This is a genomic window from Mangrovimonas sp. ST2L15, from assembly GCF_001280515.1.
Lineage (GTDB): Bacteria > Bacteroidota > Bacteroidia > Flavobacteriales > Flavobacteriaceae > Mangrovimonas > Mangrovimonas futianensis.
This window is the reverse complement of record NZ_LBIQ01000028.1, coordinates 124,368-151,094: the sequence shown is the minus strand read 5'-3', so window position 1 is coordinate 151,094 and position 26,727 is coordinate 124,368. Positions and strand designations below refer to the sequence as shown.

Annotated in this window: 24 protein-coding genes, 1 tRNA gene and 1 riboswitch; of the genes, 21 read left to right on the top strand and 4 right to left on the bottom strand. The window is 36.1% G+C overall.

The window, feature by feature from the left end:
• Window positions 1-2: 2 nt before the first annotated feature.
• The 3 genes from ZA07_RS03060 to miaB are packed head-to-tail and all read right to left on the bottom strand — an operon-like array spanning window position 3 to window position 3,237.
• Window positions 3-512 (bottom strand): LptE family protein, encoded by a 510-nt coding sequence (locus ZA07_RS03060; RefSeq protein ID WP_053970262.1) that lies wholly within the window; start codon window positions 510-512, stop codon window positions 3-5.
• A 6-nt stretch (window positions 513-518) separates the two neighbouring features.
• Window positions 519-1,787 (bottom strand): sigma-54-dependent Fis family transcriptional regulator, encoded by a 1,269-nt coding sequence (locus ZA07_RS03055; RefSeq protein ID WP_053970393.1) that lies wholly within the window; start codon window positions 1,785-1,787, stop codon window positions 519-521.
• A 4-nt stretch (window positions 1,788-1,791) separates the two neighbouring features.
• Window positions 1,792-3,237, bottom strand: coding sequence for a tRNA (N6-isopentenyl adenosine(37)-C2)-methylthiotransferase MiaB (gene miaB / locus ZA07_RS03050; protein ID WP_053970261.1), 1,446 nt, complete (start codon window positions 3,235-3,237; stop codon window positions 1,792-1,794).
• A 146-nt stretch (window positions 3,238-3,383) separates the two neighbouring features.
• Here miaB and ZA07_RS03045 point away from each other — a divergent pair, with 146 nt between their 5' ends.
• From ZA07_RS03045 to ZA07_RS03005, 9 genes are all read left to right on the top strand, one after another.
• On the top strand, window positions 3,384-4,619 hold the full coding sequence (locus ZA07_RS03045; RefSeq protein WP_053970260.1) for an LVIVD repeat-containing protein: 1,236 nt from the start codon (window positions 3,384-3,386) through the stop codon (window positions 4,617-4,619).
• A 74-nt stretch (window positions 4,620-4,693) separates the two neighbouring features.
• Complete coding sequence (locus tag ZA07_RS03040; protein WP_053970259.1) at window positions 4,694-5,434, top strand: hypothetical protein; 741 nt, start codon at window positions 4,694-4,696, stop codon at window positions 5,432-5,434.
• Window positions 5,435-5,594: 160 nt separating this feature from the next.
• Entirely contained in the window at window positions 5,595-8,081 is a 2,487-nt protein-coding gene (gene topA / locus ZA07_RS03035) for a type I DNA topoisomerase (RefSeq protein WP_053970258.1), read from the top strand.
• A gap of 9 nt (window positions 8,082-8,090) precedes the next feature.
• On the top strand, window positions 8,091-9,257 hold the full coding sequence (locus tag ZA07_RS03030; RefSeq protein WP_053970257.1) for a formimidoylglutamase: 1,167 nt from the start codon (window positions 8,091-8,093) through the stop codon (window positions 9,255-9,257).
• Between the two features lie 157 nt (window positions 9,258-9,414).
• The gene (gene gldK / locus ZA07_RS03025; protein ID WP_082316496.1) at window positions 9,415-10,782 is read left to right on the top strand and encodes a gliding motility lipoprotein GldK; all 1,368 of its coding nucleotides are present in this window, start codon (window positions 9,415-9,417) and stop codon (window positions 10,780-10,782) included.
• Between the two features lie 74 nt (window positions 10,783-10,856).
• Window positions 10,857-11,495: a gliding motility protein GldL gene (gene gldL / locus ZA07_RS03020; RefSeq protein ID WP_053970256.1), complete on the top strand. Its 639-nt coding sequence runs from the start codon at window positions 10,857-10,859 to the stop codon at window positions 11,493-11,495.
• 55 nt (window positions 11,496-11,550) lie between these two features.
• Window positions 11,551-13,125, top strand: a complete 1,575-nt coding sequence (gene gldM / locus ZA07_RS03015; protein ID WP_053970255.1) for a gliding motility protein GldM — start codon at window positions 11,551-11,553, stop codon at window positions 13,123-13,125.
• A 48-nt stretch (window positions 13,126-13,173) separates the two neighbouring features.
• A complete protein-coding gene (gldN, locus tag ZA07_RS03010; protein ID WP_053970254.1) occupies window positions 13,174-14,073 on the top strand; it encodes a gliding motility protein GldN in 900 nt (299 codons plus the stop codon).
• A gap of 73 nt (window positions 14,074-14,146) precedes the next feature.
• Window positions 14,147-15,190: an FAD-binding oxidoreductase gene (locus ZA07_RS03005; RefSeq protein WP_053970253.1), complete on the top strand. Its 1,044-nt coding sequence runs from the start codon at window positions 14,147-14,149 to the stop codon at window positions 15,188-15,190.
• Here ZA07_RS03005 and ZA07_RS03000 read toward each other — a convergent pair.
• Window positions 15,165-15,563, bottom strand: coding sequence for a DUF983 domain-containing protein (locus tag ZA07_RS03000; RefSeq protein WP_053970252.1), 399 nt, complete (start codon window positions 15,561-15,563; stop codon window positions 15,165-15,167). The genes ZA07_RS03005 and ZA07_RS03000 overlap by 26 nt on opposite strands.
• Window positions 15,564-15,645: 82 nt before the next feature.
• On the opposite strand from ZA07_RS03000, the gene ZA07_RS02995 reads away from it, so the two are divergent.
• The 12 genes from ZA07_RS02995 to ZA07_RS02935 all read left to right on the top strand — a co-directional run bounded on the left by ZA07_RS02995 (window position 15,646) and on the right by ZA07_RS02935 (window position 26,326).
• The gene (locus tag ZA07_RS02995) at window positions 15,646-17,553 is read left to right on the top strand and encodes an ATP-binding cassette domain-containing protein (RefSeq protein ID WP_053970251.1); all 1,908 of its coding nucleotides are present in this window, start codon (window positions 15,646-15,648) and stop codon (window positions 17,551-17,553) included.
• Window positions 17,554-17,720: 167 nt separating this feature from the next.
• Window positions 17,721-18,548, top strand: coding sequence for a Two component regulator three Y domain protein (locus tag ZA07_RS02990; RefSeq protein ID WP_053970250.1), 828 nt, complete (start codon window positions 17,721-17,723; stop codon window positions 18,546-18,548).
• Between the two features lie 71 nt (window positions 18,549-18,619).
• On the top strand, window positions 18,620-18,799 hold the full coding sequence (locus tag ZA07_RS02985) for a CPXCG motif-containing cysteine-rich protein (protein WP_053970249.1): 180 nt from the start codon (window positions 18,620-18,622) through the stop codon (window positions 18,797-18,799).
• Between the two features lie 61 nt (window positions 18,800-18,860).
• Window positions 18,861-18,933, top strand: a tRNA-Met gene (locus ZA07_RS02980).
• Between the two features lie 53 nt (window positions 18,934-18,986).
• Complete coding sequence (locus ZA07_RS02975) at window positions 18,987-20,357, top strand: site-specific integrase (RefSeq protein WP_053970248.1); 1,371 nt, start codon at window positions 18,987-18,989, stop codon at window positions 20,355-20,357.
• Entirely contained in the window at window positions 20,354-21,076 is a 723-nt protein-coding gene (locus ZA07_RS02970; RefSeq protein ID WP_053970247.1) for a hypothetical protein, read from the top strand. The genes ZA07_RS02975 and ZA07_RS02970 overlap by 4 nt, the downstream gene beginning before the upstream one ends.
• On the top strand, window positions 21,073-21,570 hold the full coding sequence (locus tag ZA07_RS02965) for a hypothetical protein (protein ID WP_053970246.1): 498 nt from the start codon (window positions 21,073-21,075) through the stop codon (window positions 21,568-21,570). The genes ZA07_RS02970 and ZA07_RS02965 overlap by 4 nt, the downstream gene beginning before the upstream one ends.
• A gap of 236 nt (window positions 21,571-21,806) precedes the next feature.
• Window positions 21,807-21,899, top strand: a riboswitch (SAM-I-IV-variant riboswitch).
• Between the two features lie 52 nt (window positions 21,900-21,951).
• Window positions 21,952-22,428 (top strand): hypothetical protein, encoded by a 477-nt coding sequence (locus tag ZA07_RS02960; RefSeq protein ID WP_053970245.1) that lies wholly within the window; start codon window positions 21,952-21,954, stop codon window positions 22,426-22,428.
• 262 nt (window positions 22,429-22,690) lie between these two features.
• Complete coding sequence (locus ZA07_RS02950) at window positions 22,691-23,422, top strand: SOS response-associated peptidase (RefSeq protein ID WP_053970243.1); 732 nt, start codon at window positions 22,691-22,693, stop codon at window positions 23,420-23,422.
• 77 nt (window positions 23,423-23,499) lie between these two features.
• Window positions 23,500-25,164, top strand: coding sequence for a tetratricopeptide repeat protein (locus ZA07_RS02945; RefSeq protein WP_053970242.1), 1,665 nt, complete (start codon window positions 23,500-23,502; stop codon window positions 25,162-25,164).
• A gap of 2 nt (window positions 25,165-25,166) precedes the next feature.
• Complete coding sequence (locus ZA07_RS02940) at window positions 25,167-25,832, top strand: response regulator transcription factor (protein WP_053970241.1); 666 nt, start codon at window positions 25,167-25,169, stop codon at window positions 25,830-25,832.
• A 194-nt stretch (window positions 25,833-26,026) separates the two neighbouring features.
• Window positions 26,027-26,326, top strand: a complete 300-nt coding sequence (locus ZA07_RS02935; RefSeq protein WP_053970240.1) for a hypothetical protein — start codon at window positions 26,027-26,029, stop codon at window positions 26,324-26,326.
• Window positions 26,327-26,727 lie beyond the last annotated feature (401 nt).

Below are 26,727 nucleotides of genomic sequence, written 5' to 3'. Positions count from 1 at the left end.
GGTTACCATTTAGCTAAGGTAGCATTAAAAATGTCTTGAGTCAAACGTTCAAATAATTCTTCGTGGGCTGTGTCCTTATCAGAGCCAATTAATTGTTGGTTACCGGCATAGTCATAGAAAAAGGTAAACCGCTGCTCCAGATTATCTTCTTCATTCTTGCTGTTATAGAACCGTACGTTAACAGACATGGTCAATCTGTTTTGGGCCGCTGTATTGTTTGCTGTAGCTGTTGTTGGTGAAATACGGTATTCTGTAATTTCTCCTTCATATATCAAATCTCCACCACTTTTAACCAACTCCAAATTGGTTTGGTTCAGTAATAGATCGGTTAAGGCATTGGTGAAATCCCTGTCAAGCCCTGGTTCAATCAATAGGGCGTTATTTTGAAAATAATTAACCTGAAATGTTTTTGTTCCTGGTGGAATTGAAGCTCCTGTGAAGGAGTAAAATCCGCAACCCGAAACCAAAACAAATGCGGCAAGGATAGAAAACAGTTTAAGGAATTTTGTCATGATAGATTATAGGTCGTATTGTTTAATTTTTCTGTAAAGGGTGCGCTCACTGATGCCCAAATCCTGTGCAGCCAATTTACGTTTTCCATGGTGTCTTTCAAGCGATTTTTTGATTAATTCCAATTCTTTGTCTTGTATAGATAAGGTTTCTTCTTCTTCCACATCTTCAGCAAAGTGGTATTTGTCCTCTAAAGTTTCTTCTGGTAAAGGTTCTGGGAGGCTTCGGTTTTCTGGAAGCGATAGCACTTCAAGATCTTCAAGATCCTCAACGGCATCTTCGGCTTCATCTTCGCCGTAAATTTTTTGAATCAAACCTTCATGGCTTTTTTGAACTTCGGTAGCATTACCGCTTTTCATCAATTCCATGGTTAGTTTCTTTAAGTCATTAAGGTCGCTTTTCATGTCGAAAAGTACCTTGTATAAAATCTCCCTTTCACTGCTAAAGTCACTTTCAGACTTGCTGTTGTTAACAACGGCAGGAAGATTGTTGCCTACATTGGGTAGATAACTTCGTAGTACTTCTGCTGTTATAGTTCTGTTTTGTTCAATAACAGATATTTGCTCAGCAACGTTTCTTAATTGTCTGATGTTTCCATTCCATCTATATTTGAGTAGGATACTTACGGCATCATCAGTCAATTTGATAGTTGGCATTTTATATTTAAGGGCAAAATCACTGGCAAACTTTCTAAAAAGCAAGTGAATGTCTTCCTTACGCTCTCTTAAAGGGGGTAAATGAATTTCTACAGTACTAAGGCGGTAGTATAAATCTTCCCTGAATTTTTCCTTTTTGATGGCTTCAAACATATTCACGTTGGTAGCCGCTACAATTCTCACATTCGTTTTTTGAACCTTAGAACTACCTACCTTGATAAATTCACCATTCTCTAAAACACGAAGTAAGCGTACTTGAGTAGGTAGCGGTAATTCTCCAACTTCATCCAAGAAAATGGTTCCGCCATCAGCAACTTCAAAATATCCGGAACGTGTTTGTGTGGCTCCTGTAAAAGCACCTTTTTCATGACCAAACAACTCACTGTCTATCGTTCCTTCGGGAATGGCACCACAGTTTACGGCAATGTATTTACCGTGTTTTCTATGGGATAAAGAATGTATAATTTTTGGTATACTTTCTTTCCCGACCCCACTTTCTCCTGTTACTAAAACTGAAATGTCTGTTGGTGCTACTTGAATGGCTTTTTCTATGGCCCGATTTAATTTGTGATCGTTACCAATAATGCCAAATCGTTGTTTTATAGCTTGAATAGATTCCATAAGTTTAGTTGTTTTCAGAATACCCAACAGCTTCTCCAATAAGGGTAGCCGTGGTACAATCGGTGATTTTTACATTCACAAAATCTCCTACTTTATAGTGTTCCTTAGGAAATACAACCACTGTGTTCTGACTGTTTCTTCCTGACCAATGGGCATCTGATTTTTTTGATGATTTTTCAATCAAAACTTCCTCTACCTTGCCCAAGTGTTGCTCTGTTCTGTATAAACTATGTTGTTGTTGTAGATTTATAATTTCTTGCAAGCGACGCTTTTTGGTGTCTTCAGGGACATCATCTTCCATTTTTCTTTCAGCCATAGTTCCCGGTCTTTCGGAGTATGCAAACATGAATCCGAAGTCATATTTTACGTATTCCATCAAACTTAAGGTGTCTTGATGGTCTTGTTCAGTTTCAGTAGGGAACCCAGAAATCATGTCTTGAGAAATGGCACAATCTGGAATGAGGCGTTTGATGTTGTCAATCATTTCAAAATACTCCTCACGGGTATGCTGACGATTCATTTCTTGTAAGATTCTGTTGCTTCCACTTTGAACAGGTAAATGGATATAATTGCAAATATTGTTATGCTTAGCCATGGTTTCAATCACGTCTAAAGTCATATCCTGCGGGTTAGAAGTTGAAAATCTAAAGCGCATTTTTGGTTGTGCTTTGGCGCACATCTCCAATAATTGAGAAAAATTAATGGCAGTCGCTTTTTGAAGATCTGAAGCCTTTGAAAAATCTTTTTTCAATCCGCCTCCATACCATAGGTAACTATCTACATTCTGACCAAGTAAAGTAACTTCTTTAAAGCCTTTGCTCCAAAGATCATTAATTTCTTCGATAATACTTTGTGGGTCACGGCTTCGCTCTCTACCACGGGTAAAAGGAACCACACAAAAAGTGCACATGTTGTCACATCCACGGGTGATGGAAACAAAGGCAGTAACTCCATTACTGTTTAATCTAACGGGAGCAATATCGCCATAAGTCTCCTCTTTAGAAAGAATCACATTAACGGCATTTCTTCCTTCATCCACTTCGGCAACCAGGTTGGGTAGATCCTTGTACGCGTCTGGACCAACCACCAAGTCAACTATTTTTTCTTCCTCTAAAAACTTACTTTTAAGGCGTTCTGCCATACATCCCAAAACACCAACTTTCATGTTTGGGTTAATTTTTTTTACGGCATTATATTTCTCCAAACGTTTTCTAACGGTTTGTTCGGCTTTATCTCGAATGGAACAGGTGTTGACCAAAACCAAATCGGCATCTTCTAAGTTTTGGGTTGTATTAAATCCATTTTCAGAGAGGATGGACGCAACAATTTCACTATCACTAAAATTCATTTGGCAGCCATAACTCTCTATAAAAAGTTTTCTTTGGTTGCCTTCTTTCTGATCAAGGATCAGTTTTTCTCCTTGTTTGTTTTCGTCTATGATTTTCTCCATACCAAATGTGTAGAATCTATTTCTATCAATAAGAGTGCAAAGATAGGATTAATTTAATTATAGTGACATAATGGCAGAAGTTAAAATTCATTTAATTAGGAGGCAACCTTTTTGTTATTTTTACATCTAATAGATAAAAACCAACCATGAAAAAAGTCGTTTCCTTTCTGTCAATTTTTGTGCTCCTTGTTAATTGCGCTAATAAAGATGATAGTGCACAATATGAGTATGTTAATGTGGCGCATCCCATTTTAATGTCTAAAATTGAGTTAAGAACTTCAGTAGAGGTTATGGGGCCGCAAGCTATTGTGGAATCTGGGAAAATTTACTATTACAACGGTTACATATTTATCAATGAAGATAATGCAGGAGTTCATGTGATAGATAACACCAATCCCTCTGATCCCAATTTAATTGCTTTTATAAAAATACCTGGAAATAAGGATGTTTCAATTAAGGATGGATTTTTGTTTGCTGATAGCTTGATTGATTTGGTGGTATTTGATATTTCCGACATGAACAATATTGAAGAAGTTAATAGATTAGAGGATGTTTTTAATGTTTACAATTATGATATACCCGAAGGAGCTTATATGGTTGATTTTGATTCTTACGATTACACCGAAAATGTCATTGTGGGATGGTATCTTGAGGAGGAACGAATTGAGTTGAATAGTGATACAGATTTTGGTGTCAATGGTCCTTTTATTGGTGCGGCAGAAAGTAGTAGTGAAGTAGGTGTTGGTGGTTCTTTGGCTAGATTTCAAATTGTTGATGACTTCTTGTATACTGTAGGGGAATATGAATTAAGTATTTTTAATATTTCAAGTCTATCATCACCAGTTTTGGATGGTAGTTTTTATGCGGGTTGGAATATTGAAACCCTTTTTTATTATGAAGATTACTTATATATGGGAGGAAGCAATGGCATGTTTATATATGATATTCACGATAGGACGAATCCCATTTTTATGTCGGAGTTTCTTCATTGGGAAGGCTGTGATCCTGTAGTGGTCGATGGAAATTATGCATATCTTACTTTAAGGGGCGGAAATCCATGTGGTCAAATGGAAAGCGTTTTAGAGGTCATAGATATTTCCAATAAACAGAATCCAACTTTAGTTGGGCAATATAGTCTCGAAAACCCATATGGCTTGGGATATCAGGGAAACAGTCTGTTTGTGTGTGATGGAACAGCCGGATTAAAAATATTTAACAAAGCCAATCCTTTGGAGTTACAGCAGCTTCAGAATTTTGAAGATGTTGATGGCCGTGACGTGATTCCTCTTGAAACAACTTTGTTATTGGTAGGGGATGGTTTTTTAAACCAATATGAATATTCTGAAAACTCTATAAATCTCTTGAGTACTTTTAGCTTTTAATTCTGGTTATTAGTTGTTTAACGATGAAATATTTATTAGTTTGGAGGTTGTAACTAACCTAAAACTAAATCGTTATGTCTGATTGGGTGCGAGCTAAAATTGAAAATGCTCCAAAACTTGATTTTGGAGATGTCTTTAACGACTCCGTAGCATTATTTAAGAAAAGTTGGTTGCATGGTTTGATCATGCAGCTAGTAATTATTGCCATCACTATTCCAGTGGTGATGATTTTTTACTTTCCTATTATTGCTTTGGCTTGGTCAGAGTCTATTGATGGTAGATACAATGAAGAGGCTGTAGAGGCTTATTTGTCTGAAATGCCGTTGGGGATGATTTTCTTTTATTTTTCGGCTATTTTGGCGATTGCCTTAGTATCCCTAGCTATAAAAACAGCGTTTTTCAGAATGTTGAAAAAACTGGATGAAAATGAGGAAGTGAAAACCGGGGATTTGTTCTATTTTTTCAAAAAGGAATATGTAGGTAAAATGATTTTAATATTACTGGTTACCTTGGGTCTTTCCATATTGTTTGGAATGTTTTGTGGTTTACCATTAATATATGCCATTGTGCCCATGTCTTTCTTCAATATCTTTTTCGCATTTAATCCCGAGTGGTCGGTAGGTGATATGATTACTAATAGTTTTGTTTTAGGAAATAAAAAATGGTTGATTTCCTTTGGGCTTATTGTGATCTCTTCCATATTGGCTTCTGTGATAGGATTTTTAATGTGTGGTGTTGGTGTTTTGGTGACTTCGGCGTTTACTTATCACCCTGTGTATGTCATTTATAAGAAAGTTATTGGATTTGATAATTAGATAATTTTAAATATGATAAATCTCAAATGTAAAGTCTGCAAAAGCAGACTTTTTTTATTGTCAAGTATGTAATAATTAAGGTGGAATCTATCGGCATAATGCAGAAAATTAGGATGATTTCTTTTTTTTCGCCTACATTTGTAGCCTTAAAAAGGTATTTATGGCAAAGAATTTAGTTATCGTTGAGTCACCTGCAAAAGCAAAAACTATTGAGAAATTCTTAGGAAAGGACTTCAAGGTTGAGTCTAGTTTTGGGCATATTGCAGACCTTCCTTCCAAGGAATTAGGGGTGGATGTTGACGGTGATTTTAAGCCAAAATATGAGGTTTCCAAGGACAAGAAAGCTGTCGTAAAAAAACTAAGAGATTTAGTGAAAAGCGCCGAAATCGTTTGGTTGGCAAGTGATGAGGATCGTGAGGGTGAGGCCATAGCTTGGCATTTGGCAGAAACCTTAAAATTGGATAAATCCAAAACCAAGCGTATTGTCTTTAATGAGATTACCAAGTCGGCCATCCAAAAAGCTATTGAAAACCCAAGAGGAATTGATTATGATTTAGTTGATGCCCAACAAGCAAGACGGGTGCTAGATAGAATAGTAGGGTATGAGCTGTCTCCGGTTTTATGGAAAAAAGTGAAAGGCGGATTGTCTGCAGGTCGTGTGCAATCTGTAGCTGTTCGTTTAATTGTTGAACGAGAGCGTGAAATTCAAGGATTTGAAGCAACGGCTTCATACAGAATAGACGCTGAATTTTCAACGGAGGATGGACACACCTTTAAGGCCAAGTTGCCAAAGAACTTTGATTCTAAGGAAGAGGCATTAAAGTTTTTAGAGCAAAATGTGTCAGCTCATTTTGAGGTTGCCGATTTAGAGAAAAAGCCTGCCAAGAAATCACCAGCGGCTCCATTTACAACGTCTACTTTGCAACAGGAGGCCTCAAGAAAATTATATTTTTCGGTAAGTAAAACCATGACCATGGCTCAACGTTTGTATGAGGCGGGATTGATTACTTACATGAGAACCGATAGCGTGAATTTATCGGATGAAGCTCGTAAAGGAGCTCAGAATGAAATAGAAAAAGCTTACGGATCGAATTATAGCAAGCCAAGAAATTTTACGGGTAAAACCAAAGGGGCCCAAGAAGCTCACGAAGCAATCAGACCAACTGATTTTTCAAGGCATAGTGTTAATGTGGAAAGGGATCAGGCGAGATTGTATGATTTGATTTGGAAACGTGCTATTGCGTCACAAATGAGTGAAGCTGAATTGGAGCGAACCAATGTGAAAATCTCGGCAGATAAGCATAAGGAGCAATTTACTGCCAATGGGGAAATCATCAAATTTGATGGTTTCTTAAAGGTTTACCTGGAAGGGACAGATGAGGAGGATTTGGAACAAGAAGGAATGTTGCCTAACTTGAAAGTTGGTGAATCACTCCTTAATAATTATATAACCGCGACACAAAGATTTACACGCCCACCATACCGTTATACCGAAGCTTCTCTGGTTAAGAAATTAGAAGAGTTGGGTATTGGTCGTCCGTCTACTTATGCGCCTACGATTTCAACCATTCAAAACAGAAATTATATTGAAAAGGGAACTGTAGATGGAACCGAGCGTGAATATGTGCAGCTTACTTTAGCCAAAGATCAAATTAAAGATCAAACCTTGACAGAGAAGGTTGGGTCTGATAAAGGGAAATTGGTTCCTACGGATATTGGAATGATTGTAACAGACTTTTTAGTGAATCATTTCGATACTATTTTGGATTACAATTTCACCGCCAAGGTTGAGGAAGATTTTGATGAAATTGCCGGCGGTAAGGTGGATTGGTCTAAGATGATGAGGGAATTTTATAAGGACTTTCATCCAACTGTAACAGATGTTGAAGAAAATGCTGAAAGGGAATCTGGAGAACGCATTTTGGGTACAGATCCAAAAACCGGAAGGCAAGTAAGTGTACGTTTGGGGAAATTTGGTCCTATGGTGCAAATAGGTACGGTAGATGAGGAAGAGAAACCGATGTTTGCCAGCTTAACGCCAGAACAACAATTGAACACCATCACATTTGAAGAGGCCATGGATCTTTTCAAGCTACCTAAGAACTTAGGCGATTTTGAAGGGGAAGAAGTAGAAGTCAATAATGGAAGGTACGGGCCATATGTAAGACACGGAAAAACCTTTATCTCATTGCCAGCGGGTCAAGACCCTCTTAGTGTGGAAATGGAGGATGCCGTTGTTTTAATAAAGCAAAAACAAAAGGCAGACGCACCTATATATCATTATGAAGGTAAGGAAGTGACTAAAGGTAAAGGGCGTTTTGGGCCATTTATCAAGTGGAACAATATGTTTATTAACGTCAATAAGAAGTATGATTGGGATAATTTATCTGATATTGATATTGTTGAGTTAATAGAGGATAAAATCCAAAAAGAAAAAGATAAGTTAATCCATAATTGGGAAGCTGAAGGAATTCGTGTTGAAAAAGCCAGATGGGGACGCCACAATATTATAAAAGGAAAAACTAAGGTGGAATTGGCTAAGACTGTAGACGTCTCAGAAATGACACTGGAAGAAGCTAAATCTCATCTAGAGAAAGTAGCACCAAAGAAAAAAGCAACCAAGAAAAAAACTACAACGAAAAAGTAATAGAAGTAAATGAATTTTAATTTTCTTTCCCCTGTTTCAGAAGCTGTTTTGGCTCATAATGAATTGCTGTCAACCCAAGCCTTAGGAAAAAAAATTAAGATTTACTCAAAACAACAGGGCTTTCCAGATCTTGAAGGCGCAAGGATTGCCATTGTTGGTGTTCTTGAGAATAGAAATGATATCAATTATATAGGAGAGGAGTTTAACTTCAACGAAGTAAGAAAATCTTTGTATTCACTTTTTCCAGGAAATTGGTCTTCAACCATTGTTGATTTGGGAGATATCAATAAAGGGGAATCGGTGGAAGATACTTATTTCGCCTTAAAGACCATTTTGGAAATTTTAATTCCCAAAAAAATCATTCCTATTATATTAGGTGGGAGTCAAGATCTTACATATGCTAATTATAGAGCTTATGATTCTTTAGCTCCTATGGTCAATATAGTTAATGTTGATTCTAAATTTGATTTGGGAGATTCCCAAAAGCCCATTAAGAATGATAGCTTTGTTGGTAAAATTATATTAGACCAACCTTATAATTTATTCAATTATGCTTCCGTGGGGTATCAGACCTATTTTAATTCTCAGGAAGAAATTGACCTCATGGATAAATTATATTTTGAATATTATCGCTTGGGACAGGTTTCAAAAGATATATCATTGGTAGAACCAGTTATGAGGGATGCTAATATTGTTACTATTGATTTAGGATGCATTAAAGCAGCTGAATTAAGTGAAAGACAAAAAGTGACTCCAAATGGTTTTGACGGAAAGGAAATTTGTGCTATTACCAGATATGCAGGTATCAGCAATAAGGTGTCGTCTTTTGGTATTTATGAATACAAGCCTTCATCAAACGATGATATCACCTCCATGCTAATGGCTCAAATGATTTGGTATTTTATTGAGGGTGTCAATTACAGGGTGAAGGATGATGATTTCTCTAATGAAGATAGCTATCAAAAATTCATAACCTTGACAGATGACCAAGAGCTCATCTTCTATAAAAGTAATAAAACCCAACGTTGGTGGATAGAAATTCCATTTTTATCAAATGTTAATAATAAATTAAAAAGACATACGTTATTACCTTGCATGCACGAGGATTATTTGGATGCCTGTAACAATAAGTTACCAGACCGTTGGTTTAAGGCTTTTCAAAAGAACAGTGTCTAATTGCTGATTTGTTAATTATCGGAAATTTTATCGTTGAAATGCACAATTTTCACGACAAAGAGTATTTTTTTTTAAAAAAAAGTTGTTTTTTCGAAAATATATAAATATGTTTACGCTCTTTTAAAAATTAAGACTAAAAATTAACCTCGAGTTTTCTATGGATATGAAGAAGTTTATTTTACTAACCGCAACAGTAGCCCTGCTTTTTAGCTGTAACTCTGGAGATAGAGGACAGTTAGTTGGAGTAAAGGGTAAGAAATGGCACCCAGAAAAACCTTATGGGATGGAACTGGTTCCGGGAGGAGCCTTTATCATGGGTAAAGCCGACGATGATTTGGCCGGAATTAATGACGCGCCATCTAAGACAGTATCTGTGAGATCCTTTTACATGGATGCTACAGAAATTACCAATAGCGAATATCGACAGTTCGTTAATTGGGTGAGAGATTCCATCATCAGAACTAAGTTGGCTATTTTGGCTGACGAGGTGGGTGAAGCACCAGGTAACGGTGGAATCGGGGAATTTGCATTTAAAGATGCAGATCCAGAAAACATGACCGTATATGAAAAGTACATGTACGACAATTACAGTGGCTTAGGTCCAACTGGTTATGAAGGAAGAAAATTAAATCATGATGCAGATTTGATTTTTGATACTGATGACTACCCAGATGAATACTATGCTGAAGTAATGGATACGATGTATCTTCCTTTAGAGGAGTCTTACAACGGTCAAAGAACTTGGGATGTTACCAAGTTTAAATTCCAGTACACTCATATGGATATAGAGAAAGCTGCCAAAAACAAAGGTGAAAAGCGTTCTGACTATATCATTAAAGAGGAAGTTGAGATTTATCCAGATACCACTGTTTGGATTAGAGACTTTGCTTACTCTTACAATGAGCCAATGCACAATGATTATTTCTGGCATGATGCTTATGGGGATTACCCTGTAGTAGGTGTGTCTTGGAAACAAGCTAAAGCATTTTGTAGCTGGAGAACTCTTTATCACAATGCTTACAGAAAAGAAAGAGGAAGACACTTTGTGAATTCTTACCGTTTACCTTCTGAAGCTGAATGGGAGTATGCTGCTAGAGGTGGATTGCAAGCTGCAACTTATCCTTGGGGTGGATACTATACCAAAAATGATAGAGGATGCTTCATGGCAAACTTCAAGCCTTTAAGAGGTGATTATGCAGCTGACCAAGCTTTATATACGGTAGAGGCAAAATCTTATGAGCCAAATGATTACAATCTTTACAACATGGCTGGAAACGTGTCAGAATGGGTAAGCGCATCTTATGATCCTGCCTCTTATGAATATGTTTCTACTATTAACCCAAGTGTTAATGACGTAAACAACCAACGTAAAGTAGTTCGTGGTGGTTCTTGGAAAGATGTTGCTTATTTCTTACAAGTATCTTCAAGAGATTACGAATATGCTGATTCTGCTAGAAGTTATATCGGATTTAGAACCGTACAAGACTACATGGGTACAGATGTAACCTTAAATGCTAGCAACTAAAATTGTATACAATTAAAACTAAATTAATATTAAACTACCAAAAAAGTATTTTACTTAACTAAAAAACAAAAATTATGGCACAGAAAGGAAACTTATCAACAATGAATATGGTCTATGGACTAGGAGCTGCAGTTGTTATTATTGGAGCACTATTTAAAATCCAACACTGGCCCTTTGGATCCCTTATTCTTACTATTGGGATGATTGTTGAGGCTATCGTATTTACCGTATCAGCTTTTGAAAAGCAACAAGGAGAATTAGATTGGTCTTTAGTATATCCTGAATTAGCTGGTGGAGAGTCTACTAGAAAATTAGGGAAAAAAGAAGAGCCTAAAGATGCAGAAGGTATGTTGTCTAAAAAATTAGATAACTTATTAAAAGAAGCTAAAATCGACGCTGAATTAATGACAAGCTTAGGAAATAGCATCAAAAATTTTGAAGGAGCTGCTAAAGGAATTTCTCCAGCTGCTGATGGAATTGCTGCTACTAAAAAGTATAGCGAAGAGTTAACTATGGCTGCTGCACAAATGGAATCTTTGAACAGCTTATACAAAGTGCAGTTAGAAAGTGCTAACCGTCAAGCGGCTATCAACGAAGAAACTGTAGAAAACGCTGCCAAACTTAAAGAGCAAATGCAATCATTAGCTTCTAACCTATCATCATTAAATGGTGTTTATGGTGGTATGTTGAACGCAATGGGAACAAAAGCCTAATTAGTATTAGCTATTAGAAACCCTTAATTTTTAATAACAAGAAAACTAATTAGATATGGCAGGAGGAAAATTATCTGCAAGACAGAGAATGATTAACCTTATGTACTTGGTTTTTATTGCGATGATCGCAATGACCATGTCCAAAGAAGTGCTTTCAGCATTCGGGTTAATGAACGATAAATTTGTTAGAGCTAACGAATTGGCAGCAACTTCAAACGAAGGTATGCTTGCTGGATTGAAGCAAAAAGCAGAAGAGAAACCAGCAGAATTCGGTGTAGCTGCTAACAAAGCTGAACAAATCAGCAAAATTTCAGAAGATTTTTTCAAGTTTTTGGAAACCCAAAAAGCAATGATTCTTGAAAAAGGAAAATTTGAAAGAGAAGAAAATGGAGAATTACCAGCCGAAAAAATGGATAAAGGTGATTTCCTTGACGAATACTGGTTTACGGGTGACCGTTTGACTAAAGAAGGTGAAGCTTTTATGGCTCGTTTAAACAAGTATAAAAGTGATATTAAAGAAATCTTAGGTGATGATGTAAAATATCAAACTGCTGTAGAAAACTTTGATCAACGTTTTAGTACTGCTGAAGTTACTAACAATGATGGTAAAAAGCTAAACTGGTTAGATTATCATTATAAAGGTTTCCCTGCAATTGCTTCTTATACAAAATTGACTGCAATGCAGAATGATGTTAAAGCTACTGAAACTAACATGTACAACCTTTTCTTAGGAAATACTTTGGATCAAGCTGTATCATTGAAAAATTATACTGCTATTGTAGTGCCAGACAAGAATGCATTTTTCGCTGGTGAGAAGTTCACAGGTAAAGTGGTTTTAGGTAAATATGCTACTGTAACTCCTACTAAATTGAGTGTTGAAGGTGAAAACTTAGACATGAATAGAGAAGGAGCAGTTGATTCTACTGGTGCTGCTCGTATCGAGTTTACTGTAGGAAATGTTGGTGAGCATGATGTTAACGGTCAGTTTACTTTCTTAGAAGATGGTAAGGAATTACCAATTGACTTCGCTGGTAAATATGTAGTTGTTCCTAGACCAAATTCAGCGACTATTTCAGCTGACAAAATGAACGTAGTTTATAGAGGTGTTGTTAACCCAATGACTATTTCTTTCGCTGGAGTACCAGAGCACAAAGTAAATGCTAATGCTGCTGGACTTAAGAAAGTTGGAAATGGGAAGTATGAAATGAGACCTGGTTCTGGTAGAGAAGTAACAATTAATGTTACTGGTACATTAGATGATGGTTCTGCAGTTTCTGATAAGAAAACCTTTAGAATTAAGGATATTCCAAAACCAACTGGTACTATCAGTGGACAAATGGATATCGTTAAGTTACCAAGAAGAAACGTAGAAATTGGAACAGTTGGAGCAATTTTAGAAGACTTCGACTTCGAATTACCAATTCAAGTTACATCCTTTAAGGTAAAAGTTCCTGGTCAACCATCTGTTGCTGTAAGCGGAACAAAATTAAATTCTCAAGCTAAAAACGCGTTGAGTAGAGCTAGAAGAGGGGATAATATTCAAATTTTTGATATTAAAGCCCAAATCAAAGGTAACTCTTCATACAAGTTAAAAGACGTTTCTCCAGTAATTGTAGAATTGGCAGACTAATTTGTAGAAGGGATTGATGACAAGCCCTAAATTTTAAAAATTAAAAAAATGAATTGTAAAAGTTTTTTATTAACCGTTATAGGCGTTTTTTCAATGTCAGCTGCTTTTTCGCAGGCTAATATTCTTAACGCTAAAAGTCCCGATGAGATAGGGGTAAAAACTGAGGCTCAAAAGTTAGCCGATGATGATAAGCCTTTAGAATATGGTTATGTAGACGATAGAGACGTCTTGTATTCTAGGATGATCTGGGAGAAAGTCGTTCTTGATGAGCGTGTAAACTTTCCTTTATATTATCCTGTAGATACCATGAACATTGGTAAAGATAGAAGATCATTATTTGACGTTCTATGGAAAGCAGTGAATACTGGTGATATAGAAACTGTTTACGGTGATTCATATTTTACTAGTGAGCGCACTCTTAAAGATCTAGTTCCAGCTATGTCTAAAGTGGATACATTGGATATTGGATATGATCAATACAACGCTGAAGGAATTGTTTCTCCTGAGTATGTTACAAAAAGAGATATTTCTTCTTACGATGTAAGCGCTTATTTAATTAAAGGACTTTGGTACTTTGACAAGCGTCAAGCAGAAATGAAATACCGTATTTTAGGTATTGCACCAGCTGCTCCAGACGTTAACTTTATCGACTCTGAAGATGAAGCTAACAAAGAACCAATTCCGTTATTCTGGGTATTCTATCCAGATGCAAGAGGTGTTTTGCATGAAGCTAAGTCTTTCAATAATAAGAATAGTGCAATGCCATATTCGTATGATCACTTGTTAAACTCTAGAAGATTTAACGGGTATATATACAAAGAAGAAAATGTATATGGTGACCGTAAGGTTAACGAGTACATTGCGGAAAACGCTTTGATGCAATTATTGGAATCTGATAGAATCAAAGAGAAAATCAGAAACTTTGAATTGGATATGTGGGCGTACTAATAATTCCCACAACTCAATAAAATTAAAAGCCCACTATGTTTAGTGGGCTTTTTTTATGATGTAAATTTGCGTTATGGAAGTTGATTATCTTATCGTAGGTTTTGGGTTGGCCGGATTGGCGTTTTCTGAGGTATTGGAAACCCAGAATAAATCTTTTTGCGTTATTAGTGATGACTCTCAGCAATCTTCTAAGGTGGCTGTAGGACTTTATAATCCCGTTATTTTAAAACGTTTTTCTGGGGTATGGAAGTCCCATGAGCAATTAGCTTTGGCTTTACCTTTTTATCAAGCAATAGAATCAAAACTTGGGTGCAAAATTTTGGAGCCAATGCCTGTGTATAGAAGGTTTAATAACATCGAGGAACAAAATGCGTGGTTTGAGGCTATGGATAAGCCCGCTTTGCAGCCCTATTTGTCTCCTAATATTGTTAAAAACCATAATCTCAACATAAAAGCCGAATTTGGATTGGGTGAAGTTTTGCAGAGTGGTAGAGTGCATACTGAAAGACTTCTATCAAAATTTCAGTCCTATTTAATTGAAAAGAATGCCTATAAACACGAACGTTTTGACCATTCACAATTAGAAATTGTAGCGGGAGGTTTTAAATATGGTGAATTAAAAGCAAAACACATGGTGTTTTGTGAAGGTTATGGGGTGACAAGAAACCCATTTTTCAAAGATATCCCGCTTAATGGTACAAAAGGGGAAGTGATGGTTATTAAGTCATCAGATCTACAATTTGAGGGTATTTTAAAAGGGCCATGTTTTATTTTGTCTGAAGGCAATGATCTTTACTCTGTTGGCGCAACCTATGATTGGGAAAGCAAAACACATGAGGTTTCCCAAAAGGGAAGGGATGAATTGAAGGAAAAGATCAAGTCGTTGATTTCATGTGAATTTGAGGTAGTTGACCAAAAGGCAGGGATAAGACCAACTGTAAAGGATAGAAGACCATTGGTGGGGGAGCACCCCATTTATAAATCCATGTTTGTTTTAAATGGATTAGGAACAAGAGGGGTGATGATAGCTCCTTATGTTGCCAAACAATTATTTGAAAGCATTGAATTAGGCATTCCTCTTGACGATGAAATCAATGTGAATCGATATTCTTATTAGCCCAATTTTTATTGTAATGCATAAAAATATTGATCCAAATATTGCGAGAAAGTCTCATAATGATTGGGCCAAAGGCCACCAAGGTTAATACAATCGAGACAAATGCCGTTAGTAAACTGGTGCCTATAAATACATAACTTATAATAAAAGCAGCTACAGCAAAAGCAATTCCTACAGCATAACTCACATACATAGAACCGTAGAAAAATGAAGGTTCGAGCCTATATTTAGTATGGCAATGTGAGCAGTGATCGTTAATTTTCAATACATCTGGTAAGATGTAAGGGTTCTTATTGGTGTACATCGACTCCATTTGGCAAACGGGGCATGTTCCTGTAAATATGCTATATAGTTTAGTTCCTTTTTTTATCATTATTAATTCCGTTATTTTTGCCGTTTGAAAGATAACATAAAACCAAGGTATAAATCAACCTTGACACCAAATAAAATCATATATGCTGAATATACATAACCTTTCGATCTCCTTTCAAGGTGAATACCTGTTTGAAGAAATTACATTCAAATTGAGCATGGGTGACCGTGTTGGATTGATTGGAAAAAATGGGGCAGGAAAATCTACTATGTTGAAGATTTTATCTAAGGAATTGGAACCTGATTCTGGCCAAATTGCCATGGACAAGAATGTGACTATTGGTTTTTTAAAGCAGGATATAGATTTTGAATTTGGTAGAACGGTGTTAGATGAAGCTTACGAAGCATTCCGTGAAATAAAATCCCTAGAAAGTAAATTGGAGGAAATCAACAACCAACTAGTAGAGAGAACAGATTATGAAAGTGATGGTTACCACCAATTAATGGTTGATTTAAATGAAGTTCAGCACCAGTATGAAATTTTAGGAGGCTACAATTATCAGGGTGAAACCGAGAAGGTATTGCAAGGTTTAGGATTTAAGAGAGAGGATTTTAACAAACTTACAGATACCTTTTCTGGAGGATGGAGAATGCGTATCGAATTGGCAAAGTTACTTCTTCAAAACCATGATATTCTATTATTGGATGAGCCTACCAACCACTTAGATATAGAATCGATTATTTGGTTGGAAAACTTTTTGAAAAACAGTTCTGGAGCCGTAGTCATTGTCTCTCACGATAAAATGTTTTTAGACAACGTGACGAATCGTACCATTGAAATTTCCTTGGGACGTATTTATGACTACCCAAAGTCGTATTCAAAGTTTTTGGTGCTTAGGAAAGAAATTAAAGAGCAGCAAATGGCTGCTCAAAAGAATCAGGAAAAACAAATACAACAAACCGAAAAACTGATTGAAAAATTTAGGGCTAAGGCTTCTAAAGCTTCCATGGCACAATCGCTTATTAAGAAACTTGATAATATTGATAGAATTGAGGTTGATGAGGAAGATAATAGTGTGATGACACTTAATTTTCCCGTTTCTGTCACACCAGGAAAAGTCGTTTTAGAGGCTGAAGATATCTCAAAGACTTATGGAGATCTACAAGTGTTAAAAGGTATTGATTTGTTGGTGGATAGAGATAGTAAAATAGCTTTTGTAGGTCAAAATGGACAGGGTAAATCAACCTTAGCCAAAATCATAGTGGGTGATATTAAACACCAAGGTCACTTAAAGCTGGGTCACAATGTACAATTAGGATATTTTGCTCAAAACCAAGCGGAATATCTTGATGGTAATAAAACGGTATTGGACACAATGATTGATGCTGCTAATGAAAAGAATAGACCTAGGGTGAGGGATATTTTGGGAGCCTTTTTGTTTAGAGGTGATGAAGTTGATAAATATGTGCGAGTTTTATCTGGAGGTGAGAGAAATAGGTTAGCGCTTGCCAAATTGATGCTTCAACCTTTTAATGTGCTTATTATGGATGAGCCTACCAACCACCTAGACATTAAGTCAAAACAAGTATTGAAAGAGGCTTTAAGGAAGTTTGAAGGAACCTTGATTTTGGTCTCACACGATAGGGACTTTTTACAAGGATTGACTAACGTGGTTTATGAATTTAAAGATCAAAAGATACGGGAGTACCTTGGAGATATCGATTTTTATTTAGAACAGCGACAAGTTGAAAATTTAAGAGAAGTCGAAAAGCGTGATGTTAAAAAGGAAACCCCAAAGGAAAGTAAGAAGGAGTCCTATGTAGATCAGAAAAAACTAAAATCCCTAAACAATAAGTTGAGTAATACGGAATCAAAGATTAGTCAATTGGAGAAGGAGATTAAAGAGATTGATGTAGAGTTACAGACCAATTATGATGAAGTAGTTTCAGATCTGAAATTTTTTGATGCTTATCAAAAGAAAAAAGATACTTTGGAAAAATTGATGCGAGATTGGGAAGAAATTCATAGTGAAATAGATCAACTTTCATAATTAAATTTTTAGTGTCTTAAAATCTATGATTTTGGTGGTTTAGGGATGTTTATAAAGGTGTTGAAGTAGGATTTAGTCAGAATTGCCTTTGCATTTCATCGAAAAAATTTGTTTTTAATCAGATTTGAGTCTAATATTGTTTAGAGATTAACCCAAATCACTAACCAATGAAGACTATTAAACTACTTATTGCCTTCTTTTTTGTTTCGGTTTATTTGTTTGCCGACGTTTCTCCTAAAGAAAAATCGGCTTTACTTGCTTTGTATGAATCTACGAATGGAAACGAATGGACTACAAAATGGAATTTAGATCAAGACGTGAACTCCTGGTTTGGAGTTGATGTAGAAAATAACCATGTAGTAGGGGTTAGTCTGGAATATAATAACCTTCAAGGGAAGTTACCAACGGAATTAGGAGACTTAGAATACTTAGAAGAACTGAATCTTGGGTTTAATAAATTAACAGGTAACATTCCACAGTCTATAGTTAGACTTCAAAATTTGAAATCACTTCAGTTATACATGAATCAATTGACAGGAAACATTCCTACTCAAGTTTGTGAATTGTCCAAGTTGGAAACCTTGAAATTGTATAGCAATCAGTTTTCTGGAGAAATTCCAAAGGAGATTAAAAATTTGACCTCATTGAAAGTACTCCATTTGGGGAGTAATGAACTTACTGGAACCATACCAAATGAAATAGAAAGTCTATCTAGTTTAGAAGTATTATGCCTGCTTGATAATAAATTGTTTGGTTCTATACCAAAGGGTATTGGGCAACTACAACATTTAAAGGAACTTATTCTTTCCACAAATCAATTAACAGGTACTGTGCCATTTGAGTTAGGAACGCTTCCTCATCTAGATGTTTTTATGGTAAGTGATAATCAATTGGATAAGGAATATGTGAGTGTTGTTGGACAGAATCCTCCAACTATTATGAAGTTACCTTCAAATGAGGAAGAAGGTTATGCCACAGAATTTAGCGAAGATTAATAGCCAATTATAAATTGAATTTTGAAAAAAAAGAGGTTCCCTAAGACCTCTTTTTTTTGTATCTTATTTAAATGATAGAGCACTTCTTTACATGCCCATATTGTTGGGAAACCATTTCTATGTTAATTGACGTTTCCATTAAAAATCAGGAGTATATTGAGGATTGTGAGGTGTGTTGTAATCCCATTAAAGTTCTGGCTGTTTCAAATGGTCTTGAGCTCACTGAATTTGAGGCAAAATCTATGGAGTAATAATTTTTTTAGTATTATTCTTGCATAAAGTAAAAAGGGTTGTATATTTGCAGTCCAATATCGCGGGATAGAGCAGTAGGTAGCTCGTCGGGCTCATAACCCGAAGGTCACTGGTTCGAGTCCAGTTCCCGCTACTAGCTTCGAAAGCAGATATATCAACGGTTTGGTGTTGCCAAACCGTTTTTTTATGTCTAAATTTACCACCCTATTTAACCGCGTACATGCCGCTGCACACGCCAGTGTACACGAAAAACAGTCACAAGCCCCTTTGAAAAAAGATTATTCTGGCCCTAAAATCCAAGATGCAAATGGCGACCTTTCCAAGCGTTGGTACGTCTATTTTTCCTATCGAAATCCTGAAACGGGTAAGCTCGAACGTCAGACAAATTTGACCGGTGGTGCCAACTATTTTAAAACCCGTGAGGAACGTTTGGCCGTTTTGACAGGAATTTATACCACACTCAAAAAAATGCTCGTAGCTGGGTTCTCACCTTATGAGGACAATACCGAACGCTACCAAAAATTTATGGGTGAAACAGTAGAGCCTGTCAAGAAGAAAAAGTCCAAGGCTAAGAAGAGTAAAAAGGCCAAAAAATCCAAAAAGAAGGTTAAGACAGTAGAGGAGCGGCCTGTAGTGGTTCCGGCGGAGACTATGGGGGAAACCGTTACCAAGGCTTTTAACTTCGCCTTGAGGATGAAGCAGATCAGTGTCAGTGAGAAATCCCATAACGATTACAAGAGCCAGGTCAAGGTGTTTACGTCGTGGTTAAGGAAGAACTATAAGGAGGTTAAATACATCAAACAGGTGAGCCGAAAAGTGATGATGGATTTTCTAAACCATATCGAATTGACCAAAAGCTCTAGGACTAGAAATAACTATCGGACCAATTTGGGAGCTTTGTTCCAATTGTTGGAAAATAATGAGCTGATTGATAAGAATTTTGTCCATGATATTCCCAAGATCAAGACGACCCCAGTGCGACACAAAACGTACACAGAAGAGGAACTCGAAAAAATCTTCAAATATCTGGAAAAGGAGGATCCGCATTTGCTCTTATTTATCAAATTTGTCTGCTTCGGATTTTTGCGACCCGTGGAAGCCTGCAGACTACGGGTGAAAGACGTGGATATGAAAAATCGTACCCTCACCTTCAAGGCCAAAAACAGTCCGTTGAAAACGAAAATTATTCCCGAAATTTTATACAACGAAATTCCGGACCTTTCGGGCTACGACCCTGAAGTTTTCCTGTTCACACATGAAGGAATTGCGCCTTCAGAAACGAGTGATGTGGAGCGTCGTGTTTACTATACCAAAATGTTCAATAAGAAGGTTAAAAAGCCTTTCAAATTGAACCCAAACCATGGTGTTTATAGTTTCAGGCATACCTTTATTACCAAAATTTACCGTGAGATAAGAAAATCGGCTTCGCCTTTTGAGGCAAAAAGTCATTTGATGTTGATTACAGGGCATACCTCTATGGAAGCCCTTAATAAATATCTAAGGGATATTGATGCCGAATTACCAGAGGATTATTCACATTTATTTGAGAAGTTATGATAGCAGCAAGAGTAGATGAGGAATTTCAGCGATTAATGGGGCAAATGATTGTCCCATTTGTTGGTTTCATACCTTCGCAATATGTTTCCAAGGACTTTTTGAATGAGGAGCAATATCTTTTATTCAAACCTTATGAAGATCGAATGTTTATTCATGAATTGAATGGGAATAATTATTTTGTTGAAGATGAAACCATATCCCATAAAATTTTCCTCATTAAAAAAGGCCAGTTGGAACTGAATATGATGGCACTTTGGCAATTGAAGGAAGAGGTTGGCGAACATACCTTCAAGTATTTTATCAATAGGTATGTAGCAATGGTGAATGGCTTTTTTAGATTGGCGTTGCATTTGCAGGGGAGGCAGCCATTGGAGGGAAATAAACTGAATGATGATCATTGGAAAGCACTCTATTATCAATCGGAAGCTTTGGGCTGGCATTTAACTCAGTTGAAGGATAACTTTTTACCTGAGAATCCAAAAGAGGTTGATCAGCTGGAGGAATCCAATTCGCTGGAGCTTGAAGAAATCCAGGTGGTTTCCCAAGAAATAGTTCAGGTATTAAAACCAGAACCTAAAACATCCGAAGAAAGGAAGGCCGAACGTAAAGTCTATTTAAAAGAACTAAGAGCAAATGCCGAAAAGGATGCCCATAATTTGCTTATGGGCCCTATTTTTCCAATACATAAAGAAAAATTAACTGACCAAGAACCATTATGAAAAGTACGTCCCAAGAAAAAGAACCTACCGTCAATTTTAGGGTTTCCGAAGATTTAAAACTGGCCATTATTCAAAAGGCTGGAGAAAAACGTCAAACAGTGAGCGCTTACTTAAGGGAAGTCCTAGAAGATGTTCATTTGGGGTCCTACTGCCAAAAGGAATTGAATCTCTATCACGAATTTGAGTTTGCTTATTCTCCGGAATTTATTGGATTGGTTATGTGGTTGTATCGTAAACGCTATGTTCAAGATTTTGAGGAGTCGGATTTGGAAATAAAAAGATATATCAAAATACTAAAGTCAATTGATGACCAACTTCCGGAATCTTTACAGGTGGAATTTGATAAGGTTTTATTGGAACTGATGGAATTAATTCGTGAGGATAAGGATCATAAACATTATACCTATCGATTTCCTGGTTCTTCTATAAAAGAATGGAAATTTGATTATAGTCTATTGGAGAACTATTTTAGAAATAAAATCAAGTCGCTTTAGTCAAATTTAGAGTTTAAGTTATGGATACGAAATTTTATATTGGGGTTCTTCTCACCATAGCCGGTTTAGCCTACACGATTTACAATGCTCAAAAGGAATCTGTAGAAGAATTATTTAAAAAAATAAGCTTAGTTAATTCGTGGTTTCTTGGCATCTATATGATAATAATAGGTGTGATTTTGCTGTTAGGTTAGAAGCCGAATTAGTTTGAAATTTTTTTAAAATTTCTTATTTTTGAAATGTATCAGGAACGCCAAAGGCGTACCAACCGAGCACAAAAGCCACGGTGGTTTAGAATACGGACAATTGGGTCAAAATAAATGAATTCTCAATGTTTTGCTTTTTAGATTTTCCTGATACTTAATTTAAAATTAAAGTATCATGACACCAGTTACCTTTACGTATGACAATCGTGAATTGATGGGTGAAGTTATTACCCGTAATAAGTTTTATTTGGAAGTTCGGCTATTGTCCCCTTGTCAATATTGTCCGGCTAAGTTATACATTTCCGGATTTGCTCGATCAAATATGTCCTTTTTAACAGATTTTGGGGATAAGTGTATAGAGGATCTACTTATTAAGAGTTATGATAAGGCGAAGTCTATTTATAACAACTTAGATCGGTTTGCGAATTTCTATGGAAACTTGAAAGAGGAAAAGTTAGCGTTAAATCATTTACATGATTCAGATGTGAAAAAGAAAATAAGTAGGAAATTGGAAGATTGGTTTTTCCATAGCGCTTTCACTTCTTCAATTACTGGTATTATTATACCGGAGACCGAAAGGGATTTTATTTTTAATATTTTGGATGATTATTCAAGGTTTTTAGAGTCTAATAATTCAATGGAATTATTTTAATTTCATGTGATAAAAACACGTGATAAATTTGTGATACAAAATTATCACAATGTTGTTTTTCGTTGTTGCACTTTGTTGATTTCGTTGAAAAGGCTCTAAAATAGGGGGGTTTGTGGCAATCTGTCTAAAAACAACAATGGTTTGTCTGGTTGATAATTTTTTATTTATCAATAGGTCCTAATAAACCAAGAAAGGAGCTTGACCAAAAGTATTTTATTGGCAATTACCCCATCTTTTCTTACCTTGTTTAAAATCTCGGTTTATGTGTTTTCATACTTCTACAACCAATAAAGTCAAAAAACTTGAAGCATTTTATAGCGTGGATTTGGTAGACGAGTCCATGCGGTCTTATTTTGATACTCCCAAGTACCACATGAATGGTTTTTCACACCCCAACATGTTGGTGATTCCTCAAGAAAAATCCAATGTGCTTGCTCCTGGTTTATGGGGCATTGTCCCTGACAACAAAAAACCAGATGAAATCAAGCCGTATTTCAAAGAAGCTGTGAGGTATGGTGGAGGCTTAAATGCGCAATCGGAAAAAGTATTTGATCATTTTATTTACCGAAATTCCATCATGGAACAGCGCTGTGTCATTCCGGTTTCTGGTTTTTTTGAACCTCATGATCACAACAAGAAAAAATATCCGTTTCATATCAAACCAAAAGAAGAATCTGTCTTGTCTCTTGCAGGAATATATACCATGGTTGGCACTTATTTGACGTTTACCATTCTTACCAAAAAGGCCAGTCCCATGTTTGAGAAAATCCACAACCTAAAAAAAAGGCAGCCGGTTATTTTATCCCAGGAGGATGCCCATAATTGGTTGTCGGTTGATTTAAATCAAGGCGATATTTCAAGTTTGCTTACAGAAACTTATCCAGAGAATCTATTGGAAGCCTATCCGGTTAGTAAAGACTTGTTTAGTCCCAAGGTGGATTCTAATGTGAGTACGATACTTGAGAAAGTACAGTATGAAGAACTTAGTCTTTAAAATTTTCCGTTGATTTTATCCATGTAAATCTACTGCTGTTGTGTCTCCATACCCTATAAATTATTTATTTTAGAGGCATGAAATTAGACCAGCAATCCCCGCTTCTTTTAAAAATAATTTTAGTCTTCTTTTTTGGGTTTATTTCCTCATCCATTGGGCAAAATGCTGTTGATAGTGCCAGGTTTTATTACTACAAAGCATTAAAACCGGAAACCCCTTCCGATCTTTCAAAAGCATATGTGTTTTATACTAAATCAGCTGATAAAAACTTGAATAGTGGTGAGTTATTCCAAGCCGTTCAAGATCTGAGAATGGTTTCTCAAGTTGAAATGGAGATGGGTTTTAATAATAACAGTGAAGAATCCGCAGTAAACGCATTAGAGCTATTGGATAAATTACCGGTTGATAGTTTGACCAACACGGCAAGAAAGGGGCTTTATCATCACTTAGGTAGGGTTTACAGGTCGCTTGAAGCCTATGATACTGCCTTGACGTATTACAATAGATCTTTTGAGTTAGCAATGTCAGTTAGTGATAGTACTAATATTTATAATAATATGGGTAATATTTATCTGGATAGTAAGGATTATAAAATGGCAGAAGAAAAGCTCGGTATGGCTTATCAAAGAAGTTTGTTGACGTCAGATAGTATTCTTATTGCCAGAACTCTAGATAATTTGTCTTTTGTCCAAAGTAAATTGGATAATCCAGATGGAGTCAATGGTATGCTGCGAGCATTAGAACTAAGAGAGCTTTTAGAGGATTATAGAGGTCTTTATTCCAGTCACTCACACTTATATCAATATGGAATGAGCCAAAAAGATACAGGATGGAGCAAATATCATATCAATGAGGCGCTAAAAATAGCTAAGAAGTTAAATAGTGCCTCCTACTTAAATGATGCCTTGACTAAAAAATTGATTCTGGAGGGTGATCCGGAGATTTCCGGGTATATACGGCTATCGGATAGTATGTATGAAGCTAGACAAAAAGTAAAAAATGGCTTTGCGGCTATGCAATATGATTTTTATAAAGAAAAGAAGCGTGCGGATGAAATGAAATTACTTCAACTGAAGGAAAAGCAAAAAAAGACTGTTTTTCAAATAGTAGGAGGTCTTTTGATTATCATGGGACTTTTGGGCTATGTTTTGTTAAGAAACAAACATGAAAAAGAAAAATTGGAGAAGGTATTCGAAACAGAATCCATGTTGTCAAAAAAAGTTCATGACGAAATAGCCAATGAAGTGTATCACTTAATGACCAAACTGCAAACGGGAACTGATTCCAAATCAGAAGACGTCATGGATCACTTGGATGCCGTTTATAACAAGTCCAGGAATATTTCAAAGGCACACGCATCCATGGAGTGGGAAGGTCCATTTGAAACCCATTTAAAGGGGATGTTGAAAGGATTTAACTCCGAAGAAGTCAATGTCCTAACCAAAAATATGTCAAATATAGAATGGGATAAGGTGTCGAAAAACAAAAAAATGGTATTGTATCGCGTACTGCAAGAGCTGATGGTCAATATGAAAAAGCATAGTGGCGCATCATTAGTGGTGGTTTCTTTTGAGAAATTAGGTGCAAAAACCCAAATAAAGTACTCCGATAATGGGATTGGTACGGTATTGAAAAAGACTGGAGGACTCCTCAATGCGGAAAACCGTATTCAGGGTGTTGATGGAACCATTACTTTTGAATCAAGCCCTAACAAGGGATTTAAAGCAACCATAAATATTTAGATGTGTTTTCAAAAGTTTTGACAGTCGATGATTTGGGTAGTATCAACCAAGGTTTAAATACCATTTTGGAAACCTTGGGTGTGAAAGAGATTCATCAATCACATTATTGTGATGAGGCTTTATTAAAAATCAAGAAATCCAATATGGATGGGGACCCATTTCAATTGGTGATCACCGATTTATCATTTAAGCCCGATCACCACAATCAAAAAATTGTTTCTGGCGAAGGTTTAGCTGAGGCAATAAAAGAAGAGTTTCCAGATACTAAAGTCATTGTCTATTCCATAGAGGACCGAATCCACCCCATAAAGCGTCTGATACAACAGATGCAAGTAGAAGGTTATGTGTGTAAAGGGAGAAGGGGATTGCAGGAACTTTCAGAGGCCATAAAAAAGGTTTATGAAGACCAAATTTTTCTCTCTTCTGAAGTCTCGGGTGTTCTTCATAGTAATAACGATTTAGAAATTGACGATTTTGATATTGAGCTGCTTAGGCAATTGTCCTTTGGATTGTCTCAAAATGACATTAGTGATTATTTAAAGAAAAAAAATATGACTCCAAGCAGTCTGAGTTCCATTGAAAAGAGAATCAGTAAACTACGTGTGCAATTTAAGGCCAATAATGTGATTCATTTGGTCGCCATTTCCAAAGATTTAGGACTAATTTAATGTCCTTGTGGAAAACCGTAAGGAAATACATAAATGAGGATTTACATTTGCTCAGAGCTATTATCAATAAGTTCTTAGGGAGAGCAATGTATTTCATTTATACATTGTAAAAAGCACCTCGTTTGAGGTGCTTTTTTTATTTAAAATGATATGGCAAGTATGTCAAGAAGTAGCTCTAAAATTGTAACTTGGGAATGGAAAATCAAATGAAATCCAATTTGAAAGCCGAAGATTTTAATCAATTAACTCATAGAGAAAAACTACTAATCATTGATCAGGAGTGTCAATCATTGGATAGCGCTTTAACATATACAGGAGATATCCGGTATATCCAAATTTATCATCATAAGAACTTTTTGGTTGATGTGTTGTATCATTTGGATCATAGGGAGTTTGAAAGAATATTTGCTTTTGAGGACATCTCCTACCTGGAACAACAGTATATCAGTTTTCGGTGGAAGTTTAAGAGGATTTTTTATTCAGCTTTTCAATGAAACACTTATGGGTAACGGGTTGAATTGGGATGTCATCATCTAATAAAATTATTATTCTCGGATGTCCAGTATTATGATTGCTTTTATGATTTCCAAAAAAAAATGGCTTTAATTAATTTAAGATGATTTTTAAAGGTAGTCATGTTTATAGGTTGGTTAGTTGAACTTTTGCAAAAGGAGTTTTTGAAATGCCAAGAATTTGTGTATGATTTCACTTTCTATATTAGAATTTCTTTTATAAATTTAGACTCTCCCAAGATAAAACAAGCTCAAATTTGAATCAATTCACAACTACTAATGGGCATGCCCAAAAACATAAAAATATTTTAGCAAGCCGTTTTGGTGATTTAGGTAGAATGTATGGTTATAATTCTTTTATTTCATGCAGTTTATTTGAGGTT